The sequence below is a fragment of the Candidatus Binataceae bacterium genome (assembly GCA_035308025.1).
In the GTDB taxonomy this organism is placed as follows: domain Bacteria; phylum Desulfobacterota; class Binatia; order Binatales; family Binataceae; genus JAJPHI01.
Genome location: DATGHL010000026.1, coordinates 42,947 through 55,072 on the forward strand (window position 1 = coordinate 42,947; position 12,126 = coordinate 55,072).

13 protein-coding genes are annotated in these 12,126 nt (G+C 63.3%); 6 read left to right on the forward strand and 7 right to left on the reverse strand.

Translation table 11 applies throughout. The features are described from left to right. Positions 1-19 precede the first annotated feature (19 nt). The gene (locus tag VKS22_07185; protein ID HLW70389.1) at positions 20-898 is read left to right on the forward strand and encodes a hypothetical protein; all 879 of its coding nucleotides are present in this window, start codon (positions 20-22) and stop codon (positions 896-898) included. 34 nt (positions 899-932) lie between these two features. On the opposite strand, the gene VKS22_07190 is transcribed toward VKS22_07185, so the two are convergent. From VKS22_07190 to VKS22_07215, 6 genes are all read right to left on the reverse strand, one after another. Then, the gene (locus tag VKS22_07190; GenBank protein HLW70390.1) at positions 933-2,180 is read right to left on the reverse strand and encodes a CoA transferase; all 1,248 of its coding nucleotides are present in this window, start codon (positions 2,178-2,180) and stop codon (positions 933-935) included. Continuing rightward, positions 2,180-3,388 (reverse strand): CoA transferase, encoded by a 1,209-nt coding sequence (locus VKS22_07195; GenBank protein HLW70391.1) that lies wholly within the window; start codon positions 3,386-3,388, stop codon positions 2,180-2,182. The genes VKS22_07190 and VKS22_07195 overlap by 1 nt, the downstream gene beginning before the upstream one ends. Positions 3,389-3,418: 30 nt before the next feature. Further along, on the reverse strand, positions 3,419-3,688 hold the full coding sequence (locus tag VKS22_07200; GenBank protein HLW70392.1) for a YciI family protein: 270 nt from the start codon (positions 3,686-3,688) through the stop codon (positions 3,419-3,421). 499 nt (positions 3,689-4,187) lie between these two features. Then, entirely contained in the window at positions 4,188-4,973 is a 786-nt protein-coding gene (locus tag VKS22_07205; GenBank protein HLW70393.1) for an energy-coupling factor transporter transmembrane component T, read from the reverse strand. A 10-nt stretch (positions 4,974-4,983) separates the two neighbouring features. Continuing rightward, positions 4,984-6,696, reverse strand: coding sequence for an energy-coupling factor transporter ATPase (locus VKS22_07210; protein HLW70394.1), 1,713 nt, complete (start codon positions 6,694-6,696; stop codon positions 4,984-4,986). Next, complete coding sequence (locus VKS22_07215) at positions 6,693-7,547, reverse strand: QueT transporter family protein (GenBank protein HLW70395.1); 855 nt, start codon at positions 7,545-7,547, stop codon at positions 6,693-6,695. The genes VKS22_07210 and VKS22_07215 overlap by 4 nt, the downstream gene beginning before the upstream one ends. Before the next feature lie 153 nt (positions 7,548-7,700). Here VKS22_07215 and VKS22_07220 point away from each other — a divergent pair, with 153 nt between their 5' ends. From VKS22_07220 to VKS22_07240, 5 genes are all read left to right on the forward strand, one after another. Then, positions 7,701-8,069, forward strand: coding sequence for a zinc ribbon domain-containing protein (locus tag VKS22_07220; GenBank protein ID HLW70396.1), 369 nt, complete (start codon positions 7,701-7,703; stop codon positions 8,067-8,069). 70 nt (positions 8,070-8,139) lie between these two features. Continuing rightward, entirely contained in the window at positions 8,140-8,901 is a 762-nt protein-coding gene (locus tag VKS22_07225) for an SDR family oxidoreductase (protein ID HLW70397.1), read from the forward strand. 128 nt (positions 8,902-9,029) lie between these two features. Next, positions 9,030-9,791 carry an SDR family oxidoreductase gene (locus VKS22_07230; GenBank protein HLW70398.1) on the forward strand — a complete coding sequence of 254 codons (762 nt, stop codon included), beginning with the start codon at positions 9,030-9,032 and terminating at the stop codon, positions 9,789-9,791. Positions 9,792-9,959: 168 nt separating this feature from the next. After that, complete coding sequence (locus tag VKS22_07235; GenBank protein ID HLW70399.1) at positions 9,960-10,721, forward strand: glucose 1-dehydrogenase; 762 nt, start codon at positions 9,960-9,962, stop codon at positions 10,719-10,721. 35 nt (positions 10,722-10,756) lie between these two features. After that, the gene (locus tag VKS22_07240; GenBank protein ID HLW70400.1) at positions 10,757-11,518 is read left to right on the forward strand and encodes an SDR family oxidoreductase; all 762 of its coding nucleotides are present in this window, start codon (positions 10,757-10,759) and stop codon (positions 11,516-11,518) included. A gap of 108 nt (positions 11,519-11,626) precedes the next feature. On the opposite strand, the gene ispF is transcribed toward VKS22_07240, so the two are convergent. Then, positions 11,627-12,103 (reverse strand): 2-C-methyl-D-erythritol 2,4-cyclodiphosphate synthase, encoded by a 477-nt coding sequence (gene ispF, locus VKS22_07245; protein ID HLW70401.1) that lies wholly within the window; start codon positions 12,101-12,103, stop codon positions 11,627-11,629. Positions 12,104-12,126 lie beyond the last annotated feature (23 nt).

Consider the following 12,126-nt stretch of genomic DNA (forward strand, 5'->3'; position numbering starts at 1 on the left):
TTGGGAATGGAGAACGAATATGGAGCTATACTCACTCACCGGATTGAATCAGCGGAGCGCGTTTGTGACGGCGCCGAAAATACCGAACATTGCCTATCGCGCGAGCTGGGATGCGCTTGAGCAGAGCGAGGGCGATTACCACTGGGCGCTGATCGATTCGGCGCGCGCGGCCGCGGCGCAGGCGGGCGGCAAGCTTTCGCTTTCGGTGACCCCGGGAATCCATACGCCCTCGTGGGTTTACGGGGCCGGTGCGGTTGCCTTCAGCTTTGTCTGGGATCAGCCTTACGGACCTCCGGCGGGTTCCGTCGAGCAGATGCCGCTTCCGTGGGACACCACTTATCTGGCAAAGTGGCAGGCCTTCATCGGTGCGCTGGGGGCAAAATACGCCGACGATCCGTTAATCGATCACGTGGTTGCGACTGGGATCAACTCGAAGACTCAGGAGACTTTTCTGCCCAGCAATCCGCAACCGCATCCGATTAATGGCGGTCAGGCTTATAGCTATAACGACAAGGCCAATTGGCTCGCGGCCGGCTATACGCCAAGCTTAATGGAAGCAACGTACAAGACCGTGCTGGCGACGTGGGCCGGAGCATTTCCGAAAACCAACTTTGCCGGGATGTTCGTGCGCTGGGGTTTTCCGCTGAACCCGCCGGACCTCAGTCTATCGCTGATTGCCGATGCGGCGGCGGCATACCCGAGCCAGTTCATCGCGATGAACAACGGCCTCAGCGCCAATTGGGTCTGGCCGGAAATTGCAGGACTGGCGGGTAAGTGCGCGATCGCGTTCCAGACCAGAAGCCCCCTCGGCGACCATCTTCACGAGGCGCTCAACGCCGCAAAGGCGGCCGGCGCGGCTTTCGTCGAAGTCTATCCCCCGGACGTCGCGCAAGTTTGAGTCGGCGCAAGTCTGCCGCGCGGGCCGGGATGCGCTATTCGAGTGCGCCCCGGCTGCGCAGCCGCTCAATCTCCTCTGCGCTGTAACCAAGCAATTCACTTAATATCTGATCGGTATGCTGCCCAATCTGCGGGGCGGGCGCGCGGACAACCGTCGGCGTGCGGCTGAGCTTCCAGGGAACGCCGGCGTGCTGCCTTACGCCGACTTCCGGATGCTCGAGCGCGACCCAGTAATCGCGCGCGCGCAGATGCGGATCCTCTTCGGCCAGATATTTGTTGTCGGCGACCACGGCAGCCGCGATGCCGGCCTGCTGCAAGCTCTCGGCAACGTCGGCGGCACGACGAGTTGACGTCCAAGCCGTTATCAGCGCTTCGAGTTCGTCCTCATTGGTCTTGCGCGCTACGAGCGTGGCGAATTTTGCGTCGCCGGCGAGCATCGGCTGTCCCATCACGGTTGCGAGGCGACCCCAGTCTTCGTCGTTCACGCAGGCTATCGCGACGAATTGATCAATCGTGATGCCGAGAATCTGTTCGGGCCGATCGAGGCACTTGAAGATGCCGTGCGGCGCCATTAGCGGATCGGCGTTGCCGATCCGTTCGGGCTCGCGGCCGTTGAACGTATAGTCGAGGATGCCCTCGGGCAGCAGCGCCATCGCGCATTCCCACTGACTCATATCGATATACTGACCCTCGCCGGTTTTGCGGCGATGGACGAGCGCTGCGAGAATCGCGAACGCGCCGTGCACGCCCGCATTGGGATCGGCATAGCTGAAGCCGGAATGCATCGGGGGCCAGCCCTTGTAGCCGGTCAGCGCGGATAGGCCCGAGAGGGGAACCTGTGCCGGGCCGTAGGCGATATAGTCGCGATAGGGTCCCGTATCGCCATAGCCGGAGAGCGAGATCATGATGATGTCCGGCTTGATTTTCTTCAGCACGTCGTAGCCAAAGCCCATTTTGTCCATCACGCCGTGCGCGAAGTTATTGACGACGACATCGCTGCGCGCGATTAGCTTGCGCGCGATCTCATGGGCCTCGGGCTGTTTGAAATTGAGCGAGAGTGAACGTTTGCCCTGATTGTACTGGTTGAAATAACCGGAGCGATTGAGGCCCGGCTTGCCCTCGGGCCATGGGGGGATCAGGCGCGTAATGCAGGGGCGGGTGCGGGTTTCGATGCGCACGACCTCGGCGCCGAGATGGGCAAGTTGCAGGGTGCAGTAAGGCCCGGCCCAGACCCAGGTGAAATCCGCGATACGGATGCCGTCGAGGGGAAGTTTTGCCGCCATCAGATGACTCCCGCGCGTTGCAGTTCAGCGAGGCGCGCCGCGCTCAGACCGAGGCGAGCGCCGAAAATTTCAGCATTATGCTGGCCGAGGACCGGCGCGGGCAGCCGAATTTCCCACGGCGTCGCACTGTATTTGAGTGGCGCGCCCGGATATTTGTGCGTGCCCGCCTCGGGATGCGGGATTTCGACGAAGAAGCCGCGCGCCTTGAGATGCTCGGAGTTCAGCAGGTCGCCCATGGTCGACACCGGGGCGAACGGCACCCGCTTCGCCTGCACCTTTTTGTAGAGATCAAGTACAGTTTGATGCGAGACGTATTCCTCGAGAAAAATCCGCAAGGCCTCCCAGTTATCCGCGCGCTTAAGGCGATCGGCAAAGATCTCCTCATTCGCCCATTCGGGATTACCCATCACCTCGACGAAAGCGCGCCACTGATGCTCTTCCACGCAACAGAGGTAAATCCAGCCGTCCTTGCACTGCATCGCCTCCAGCGGCTGGATCGGTTTGCGGCCGAGCCGATTAGCGATTACCCCCATGTACGGCCAGTACTCGAAGAACAGTTCGAGCTGCGCGGCTAGGGATTCCTGAATCGAGACGTCAACGTGCTGGCCTTCGCCGTCGCGCAGCGCCGCCATCACGGCCCCCAACGTCGCGACGGCGCCGTGCACCCCGCCCTGAAAGCCCGATTGGCTGCCGAAGGCGCGCAGCGGCGGCATCTCCGGATGATCCATCCCGCCGCCATTGATTACGCAGATACCGCCGGCGCTCCAGAGCGTAAGGTCCTCGGCGCGCCAATCGCGCCAGGGACCGGTCAGTCCATAGGGGGTGATCGAGGTCATGACGAGGCGCGGATTAACCCGGCGCATCCGCGCGAAATCAAGCCCGATACGCGCCATGTCCGGCGGAGCAACATTGTGGATCAGAATGTCGGCGTCGGCGCACAGCCGATCGAGCAACTCCATCCCCTCGGCCCGCGCCAGATCGAGAGTTACGCCATACTTGTTGGCGTTAAGATAGAGGAAGAGCCCGCTCTTCTCCTGATGCGACGTGCCGCCGGGGAAGGGTCCGCGGCGACGGGCGCCGTCACCGATACCTGGACGTTCGATCTTGATCACCTCGGCGCCGAGGTCCGCCATCAGCTTGGCGGCGTAGGGCGCCGACACCATCTCGCCGACTTCGACTATTTTGAGACTGGATAATGCTGCGGGCATGATTCGTCCGACTCCTCGACCGCCTTTGGGTTAAGGAGCAACCTGGCGAAAGGGTCGCACCTCGACGCGGGCGAAAACCCCTTGCTTCACATACGGATCATTGCGGATGAATTCCTCGGCCTCCGCCTGAGTCTCCATTTCGACGATCATCAGGCTGCCCGCGCCGTCAGTAAAGGGGCCGCCGATAATCAGGCGTTTCTGGTCGATTAGCGGCTTGAGATTTTCGAGATGGGCCGGCCGCACTGAAGGTCGCAGCCGAGCCCCTTCGGGTCCGTCGTAACCGATTATGACAAAAAGCATCCGCGCCCTGCTCCTATCCCGAATTCGCGACAATCCGACGATTCGCGAACCTAGCATGGGCTGGCGCGGATACTCCAGTCGCATGACGGCGCCCGCGCACCGACGGCTTCATCGCGACTTCATACAGGCCTAAGAAGATCGTAATAAAAGGTCAATAGCGTCGGTGTGCAATGAAGCTGAGCGACGAAGCCGGCAGGAGCAAGGCGCAAAGGGTCGATCGCAGCGGCGCTGCATCGGATGCAGCGCGGTTTTCCCGGTAAAAAATGTGATGGTTTCGGCGGTGGGATTATGCGCCGAGTGCAGCGATCAATCACCATTCGGCTGGCGGACGGTGTACGACCGCGAACGCCGAATCGGCCGGATTCCGTCAAATCTCGCGCCCGCTCGCTAACGGCGATTTCCCCCGGAATCGATGCAAGTGGCGGCCTCTACCACCGGCGTGCGGGTGCCGCTGTGCGGGCGGCGGTTGCCATCGCCCAAACGCGATGGTTCCCGGTCTTCATTTTGTCGCGATCGTGCCGTAACCACCCAGATAGAACAAAAAGTAGAGGACGCCGACGGCGAGTAGAATTGCGAAGGCGGTGCAGTCGAGCGCGCGCACTTCATACTGTCCGAGGCTGGTCGGTTGCGCGCCCATCCCGAAGCCGCGCGCCTCGAGCGCCATCGCCATGTTGTTAACCCGTCGCAGTGCACCCATGAAGACCGGGATGAGCGTCGGCACATAGCGGCGCATCCGCTCGAAGAGGTTGCCGCGATTGAAGTCGTAGCCGCGCAGCCCCTGGGCCTGTACAACCGTAAGCGCCGAATCCATGAAGAGCGGGACCAGCCTGAAGGCGAGGCTCATCGCGAAGGCGACGCGGTAGGGTACGCGCAGGCTCACGAGGCTCGTGCTGAACTCCTCGATGGTTGTGGTCGAAAGAAACAGGATCGAGCCGGCGAGCAGCTCGGCGAGCTTCAGCCCTTTGCCGAAACCGAACAGAAGCGACGGGAGGCTTAGATGGATGAAGCCCAGATGGACGAGTGCCGGGCCCTGACGATAGACCACCATCCATTGGATCATGGTCGGCGGAATCATCAGCAACATGAACCAGCGAAAGGCGTAGAAGTTCTGCCACGCGCCGCTGACGCGCGCGAGCACGACCATCGCGATCGCGAGCGGGGCCAGCACCAGCGGCTGATCGACCCAGAAGGCTGACCAGAAAATGATAAAGAGCGCGAAGAGCTTGACCACCGGATGGAGGCGATGGATGAGGCTTTTCTGCTCGATGTAGAGCGAGGTCTGCACGACAGTCGCCCTACTCTGCCGCACTACGAGCGCGGACAATGGCGACGAATTCCTCGACGCTGAGAGCGGTGAAACCGAAGCGGCGGGCGAGGCTGGTGATTTCGGGCGGGCGAAACGAGGATTCGCGCAGCAGCGCATCCTGCGCAAAAAACTCACGCACCGGACCGTCGAACAGCATCCGGCCCTGACGCAGCAGGACGACGCGGTGGGCATACTCGGCGACCAGCCAAGGGGTGTGCGTGATAATTACGATCGCGATCCCGGCGCGATTCAGATCTGCGATCAGACCCATCATGCGACGCTGCTCGCGATAATCGAGTCCGGTCGTCGGCTCGTCGAGAATCAGAATGCGCGGGCGCAATGCGAGCACGCTGGCCACCGCGAGCCGCTGCCGCTCACCCTTGCCGAGCAGGAACGGGTCGCGCGCGCGCGCATCTTCGAGGTTGACGGCGCGCAGCACCTCGGTGACGCGCTGTTCGACCTCGGCGGCGTCAAGGCCGAAGTTGCGCGGGCCGAAGGCGACCTCGTCTTCGACGGTCGCGGCGAAGAGTTGATGGTCGGGATTCTGAAAGACATAACCGGCGAGCGGAGCGCTTTCGACGGGACGCATCGCGGCGCGGTCGCGGCCCGCGAGCAGGACGACCCCGCTGGCGGGCTTGAGCAACCCGACCAGATGCTTGGCGAGCGTAGTTTTGCCCGAGCCGTTCTGTCCGACGATCGCGATAAACTCGCCGGGCGCGATCTTGAGGTTGATCGAGTCGATTACCGGCCGCTTGTTCGCGTAGGCGAAGCTCAAGGCGCGGACCTCAGCGAGTGGCGTCGTCACGGCTGACTGCGCGGGCGTCGGCGCCACAGGCGAGTCGCGGTCAGGCGCTGGGGCGAGACCGTCTTTCATGCTGAGACGCTGTCGAACGAGACGCTCGGCCGCCTCGACGCTGTCGGCGTGTTCGGCAATTCCCAGCAGCGCCAGCGCGCGATTCAGATCCGGCGGATGGACGCCGCAGGCTTCGAGCAGATCGAGCCGCGTCAGAACCGCGGCGGGCGAATCCTGCACAATAATCGCACCATCGCGCATCATAATGATGCGATCGCAGGCGCGCAGCTCCTCGGCTTCGTGCTCGATCACGATCAGGCTCAGACCGTCGCTGCGCAGGCGATGGATCAGGGCGAGCACTTCGGCGCGCCCTTCGGGATCGAGATCGCTGGTCGGTTCATCAAAGATGATCACCTGCGGGCGCAGCGCGAGCACGGCGGCGATCGCGAGCCGCTGCTTTTCGCCGCCCGAGAGCGAGGTCGGATCGCGCGCGTCGAAGCCGGCCAAGCCGACCGCGGCGAGCGCGGGCGCGATGCGGGCGAGAATCTCGTCGCGCGCCATCCCGATCTGCTGCATCGCGAAGGCGACCTCGAACCCGGCGTTCGTCGAGAAGAGTTGCGCCTCGAAATCCTGAAAGACCATCCCGACCATCGGCGCAAGTTCGCAAACCCGGGCGTCGCCGACTTCGCGCCCGGCGAGCTTGAGGACGCCGTGAAAGTCACCATCCTCAAAGCTGGGGACGAGGCGATTCAGGCATTTGACCAGCGTGGATTTGCCTGCACCGGACGCGCCCATGATCCCGACCATCTCACCGGGCTTGAGCACCAGATCGATGTCGCGAAGCGCGGGACGATCGGATCCCCGGTAAGCGAAGCTGACCTGCTCGAGCGTCGCGGCGGGCGGCTTCACAAAAGCATCATGCCGGCGAACGCGATCAGCACCAGCGGACTGACCACCACCGCGATCGCTTTGTTGTAGGGCGCCAGCGCATAGGCGGCGGGGAGAAAGCGCGGCACCCAGCGGCCGGTCGCGATCAGATTGCCGGCGAGCCAGGCGCTCACTTCGCCGCCGAGCAGCATCGCGAAGCCGGCCAGACGGATCGATTTGCGACGGGGCCTCAGCTCCGGCATCACGTCGGAATAGAGCAGATGCGCGGCGCGCACGCGCGGATAGACCGCCGCGAGCAGCAGGGGCGAGAGCACCATCGCGGCCAGCATGTTGTTGAAGATGATGACGTTGCCGAGGAGCCAGAACGGGCGCAGCGCGAGCAGGTTATCGCCCCATCCGACGGTGACGGCGCAGAGTACACTCGCACTCAAACAGGCAGCGAAGTATTTCGCGAAGGTGCGCGGCGCCATCAGATGCATCGCGCTTTCGCCCGGCGCCGCGAGCAGGCTCCAGACTTTGTAGGGGATGTAACCGAAGGCGAGGTTACCGAAAAATCCGAAGATGTCGCCCGGACCGACACCGTAGAAGAAGTCGCCGATCATATTGCCGATCGCCGAACCCCATGCGGCGGCAGGACCAAAGAGCATCGAGCAGACGACCGGGATCGCGTTGCCGGGCCGCAGCTCAGTAACTCCCGGGATCAGCGGCACGACCTTGAAGGGCACGAGGATCGCGGCGTAGAGCGCCGCTGAGAGCACGCACAGCACGACCATCCGGGTGTTGCGCCACATCAGGCGCAACTCGTGGCCACTCGCCTCGGATGGCGTGGGCGCTAGTGCGGTCGCGCCGATAACGGCAGTCGCGGGGCTCACGGCGGGTTCTGCGGGATGCGCGCTCATCGACGCAGACCAGTATTACGCTGCGCGCACGCCAATCAAGCGGCTGGCCTGAGTTACCAAGCGAGTTGCGCAGACCCGCTGGCATCGGCGAAAATCCTCCGACGTTCTCCCTTGAGGCCGACCATCATGCCGATCTACGAGTACGAATGTGACGCATGCCATCGCCGCACCAGCGTTCTGACCCTGCGGGTCAGCGAAAAGGCCAAGCCGCAGTGCGGGAAGTGCGGCAGCAAGAAGCTGCATCGCCTGATGTCGCGCTTTGCGATGCCGCGCAGCGAGGAATCGCGGATGGACGCGCTGGCCGACCCCTCGAACTTCGGCGACCTCGACGAGAAGGATCCGAAGAGCCTCGCGCGGGCGATGCGCAAGATGGGGCGCGAGATGGGCGACGAATTCGGCGGCCCGGAATTCGATGACGCGGTCAACGAACTGGAAAGCGGCGGCGACCTCGGCAGCGACGACGACGCGGGTGGCGGCGACGATGACGATCTCTGACGCTCGCGCGCGATTTGCAATTCGCGCCCGCTTTGGTCGATAACCAAGCTCCAACCGAAAGGACAACAGCATGGCAGGGTTACTTGACGATAAGGTGGCGTTCGTTACCGGCGGCGGCTCGGGAATTGGCCGGGCGACTGCGCTCAGGCTCGCGCGCGAGGGCGCAAAGATCATGATCGCTGACTACGTGCCCGAGAGCGCGGAGAAGACGGTCAAGCTGATCAAGGATGCGGGTGGGAACGCAAGCTGCGTCGCGGCCGACGTCGCGATCGCACAGCAGGTCGAGGCCGCGGTCGACAAAACCGTCGAGACCTACGGGCGGCTCGATTGCGCCTTCAACAACGCTGGCATCGAGGGCACGATCGCCGAGACCACCGCCTATCCCGAAGAGAGCTTCGACCGCACCATCGCGATCAATCTCAAAGGCGTCTGGCTTTGCATGAAATACGAGCTTCCGCAGATGCTGAAGCAGGGCAGCGGCACGATCGTCAACACCGCCTCCACGCTGGGTCTGGTCGCGATGGAGACGGCGGGCGCTTATGTCGCCTCCAAACATGGCGTCGTGGGTCTGACGCGGACGGCGGCACTCGAGTTCGCGCAAAGGAATATCCGGGTCAATTGCGTCTGCCCGGGCTTCATCCGCACACCGATGATCGAGCGAGCTCTCGACAAGAACATGGTGGACGAAGCTTCAATGGTCGCGATCGAGCCCGTTGGGCGTCTCGGCAAGCCCGAAGAGATCGCCGAGGGTGTGCTGTGGCTATGCTCGGATGCGGCCTCGTTCGTCACCGGACATACGTTAACGATCGATGGCGGCTGGACCGCGCGTTAACACCCGGTGGAGCGAAGTGCAACGAGCGGGCGAGTCTGGTCTTTGGCCGCGCCTCGCAGACTCGGCCGCCCCCTGCGATGGCGGCTGGACCGCGCGCTAACCTAACTCAACCCCAAGGAGAGCAGACGATGGCAGGACTTCTACAAAATAAGGCCGCGCTCGTGACCGGCGGCGGCTCGGGAATCGGGCGTGCGACTTCGCTCCTACTCGCGAAGGAAGGCGCGAAGATCATGATCGCGGACTACGTGCCGAAGGGCGCGGAAGAGACCGTCAAGATGATCAAAGATGCGGGCGGCGTCGCGAGCTGCGTGGCCGCCGACGTCTCGGTCACCACGCAGGTCGAGATGATGGTCAACAAAACCATCGAGACCTACGGCCGCATCGATTGCGCCTTCAACAACGCCGGCATCGAGGGCAAATTCTCCGACACCGTCCAATGCACCGAGGACAACTGGGACCGCGTGGTCGCGATCGATCTCAAGGCTGTCTGGCTCTGCATGAAGTACGAGATTCCGCAGATGCTCAAGCAGGGCGGTGGCACGATCGTCAACACGGCGTCGATCGCGGGGCTGGTCGGCTTTAACGGAATCCCGGCCTACGTCGCGGCCAAGCACGGCGTCGTCGGCCTGACCAAAACCGCCGCGCTCGAGTATGCGCAGAAAAATATCCGGGTGAATTGCGTCTGCCCGGGCGTGATCCGCACCCCGATGGTCGAGCGCGCGATCGACGGCGGCGGTTTCACCGAAGCCGACGTCATCATGAGCGAACCGATCGGGCGCCTCGGCAAGCCGGAAGAGATCGCCGCGGGCGTCCTGTGGCTGCTCTCCGACGCCGCCTCCTTCGTCACCGGGCATCCGCTGGTAATCGATGGCGCCTGGATCGCGCGTTAACACTAGTGGAGCGAAGCGGAAGGAGCAGGCGAGTCTGGTCTTTGGCCGCGCCTCCGGTGGGTGGCCGAGTCTGCGAGGCTCAGCCCAAGGCGAGACTCGGCCGCCCCCTGGAGCTGCGTCAAAAATCTCAAAGCTAACCGCAAAACACTCACGGGGAGAACAGAAATCATGGCTGGAAAACTTCAGGACAAAGCAATTCTCGTGACGGGTGGCGGCTCGGGGATCGGCCGCGCGACCGCGCTCCTGCTCGCCCAGGAAGGCGCCAAAGTCATGATCGCGGACTACGTGCCCGAGAGCGCCGAAAAAACCGTCAAGGCGATCAAGGACGCCGGCGGCGCGGCGAGCTGTATCGCCGCCGACATCTCGAACCCGAAACAAGTCGAGATGATGGTCAGCAAGGCCGTCGAGACCTATGGACGACTCGATGGCGCCTTCAACAACGCCGGCATCGAGGGCAAGATCGCCCACACCGCCGATACCACGGAAGAGATCTTCGATCGCATCATCGCGACCAACTTGAAGGGCGTCTGGATGTGCATGAAATACGAGCTGGCGCAGATGCTCAAGCAGGGCGGCGGCGCGATCGTCAACACGGCGTCAGCCGCGGGATTGGTCGGGGTCGAAGGGCTGTGCGCCTATAACGCGTCGAAGCACGGCGTGGTCGGCCTGACCAAAACCGCGGCGCTCGAATACGCACAGAAAAACATCCGGGTGAATTGCGTCTGCCCGGGCTTGATCAACACGCCTATGGTGGCGCGGATGATCGATAGCGGCGGCATGAACGAGCAGGATTTTGTCGCCGGCGAACCGGTCGGCCGCATGGGCAAGCCCGAAGAGATCGGCGCCGGCGTACTCTGGCTGCTCTCCGACGCCGCGTCTTTCGTCACCGGGCATGCGATGGCGATCGACGGCGGTTGGACCGCACGCTAAATCACAATCAGTCAACAACGGGGAGAACAGGAATTATGGCAGGAACACTTCAAGCCAAGGCGATTCTGGTAACCGGCGGCGGCTCGGGCATCGGGCGGGCGACTTCGCTCCTGCTCGCCAAAGAGGGCGCGAAGATCATGATCGCGGACTACGTGCCCAAGGGCGCGGAAGAGACCGTCAAGATGATCAAGGATGCGGGCGGGACCGCGAGTTGCATGGCCGCCGACGTCTCGGTGCCCAAGCAGGTCGAAGCGATGATCGCTAAGACCGTCGAGACCTACGGCCGGATCGATGGCGCGCACAACAACGCCGGCATCGAAGGCAAGATGATCGAGACCAGCGCCAACACCGAAGAGAATTTTGACCGCATCATCGCGATCAACCTCAAGGCCGTATGGCTCTGCATGAAGTACGAAATTCCGCAGATGCTCAAGCAGGGCGGCGGCGTGATTGTCAATACCGCGTCGATCGCCGGTTTGGTCGGGTTCGAGGGCATGTCCGCCTACGTGGCCTCCAAGCACGGCGTAATCGGTCTGACCAAGACCGCCGCGCTCGAATACGCGCAGAAAAATATCCGCGTCAATTGCGTCTGTCCGGGCGTGATCAACACCCCGATGGTCGCGCGTCTGCTCGATAGCGGCGGTATGAACGAGTCGGACATGACGGCGGGCGAGCCGGTGGGCCGTTTCGGCAAGCCCGAGGAGATCGGCGCGGGCGTGGTTTGGCTGCTCTCGGACGCTGCGTCATTCGTCACCGGGCATTCACTGGTGATCGACGGCGGCTGGGTCGCGCGCTAGGGAAGCTCTGCACAAGCGCATTTTTTAGAATCGCTTCGCGCTGGTCCTTCGACACGGCTCGCGCTACTCGCCGGCTCAGAGGACAAATTGGGCTTGTGCAGTGGTTCCTTACTTCTCGAGCATCACGACTGCGGCGGCGGCCATGCCGTCGCCGCGGCCGAGTGCGCCGAGCCCTTCCGGATTCGACGCCTTGACGTTCATCGCCGCTTCCGGGGCGCCAAGCGCGCCAGCGAGTCGCGTGCGCATCTCCGCAAGGTGCGGCGCCAGCTTGGGCCGCTGCGCGAAGATCGTGACGTCGGCGTTACCCAGCCGCCAGCCGTCGGCGGCGGCATCTATCCATACCAGCTTGAGCAATTCGATACTGTCGGCATCCTTGTAGCGCGGATCGTCGTCGGGAAAATGGCGGCCGAGGTCGCCGCGGCCGAGCGCGCCGAGGATCGCGTTGGCCAGCGCGTGGGCGGCAACGTCGGCGTCGGAGTGGCCGCGCAGCCCATGCGAGTGCGCGATCGTCACGCCGCCCAGCACCAGCCGCCGCCCGGCCTCGAGCGGATGGAAGTCGAAGCCCTGCCCTACCCTAGTACGCATCGTCAATTGTGAACGTTCAGCGC

Bases quoted from the DNA above. Each gene is read 5' to 3' on its own strand.
- VKS22_07185 (HLW70389.1), top strand. From the start codon at position 20: ATGGAGCTATACTCACTCACCGGATTGAATCAGCGGAGCGCGTTTGTG.
- VKS22_07190 (HLW70390.1), bottom strand. From the start codon at position 2,180: ATGGCGGCAAAACTTCCCCTCGACGGCATCCGTATCGCGGATTTCACC.
- VKS22_07195 (HLW70391.1), bottom strand. From the start codon at position 3,388: ATGCCCGCAGCATTATCCAGTCTCAAAATAGTCGAAGTCGGCGAGATG.
- VKS22_07200 (HLW70392.1), bottom strand. From the start codon at position 3,688: ATGCTTTTTGTCATAATCGGTTACGACGGACCCGAAGGGGCTCGGCTG.
- VKS22_07220 (HLW70396.1), top strand. From the start codon at position 7,701: ATGCCGATCTACGAGTACGAATGTGACGCATGCCATCGCCGCACCAGC.
- VKS22_07225 (HLW70397.1), top strand. From the start codon at position 8,140: ATGGCAGGGTTACTTGACGATAAGGTGGCGTTCGTTACCGGCGGCGGC.
- VKS22_07230 (HLW70398.1), top strand. From the start codon at position 9,030: ATGGCAGGACTTCTACAAAATAAGGCCGCGCTCGTGACCGGCGGCGGC.
- VKS22_07235 (HLW70399.1), top strand. From the start codon at position 9,960: ATGGCTGGAAAACTTCAGGACAAAGCAATTCTCGTGACGGGTGGCGGC.
- VKS22_07240 (HLW70400.1), top strand. From the start codon at position 10,757: ATGGCAGGAACACTTCAAGCCAAGGCGATTCTGGTAACCGGCGGCGGC.
- ispF (HLW70401.1), bottom strand. From the start codon at position 12,103: ATGCGTACTAGGGTAGGGCAGGGCTTCGACTTCCATCCGCTCGAGGCC.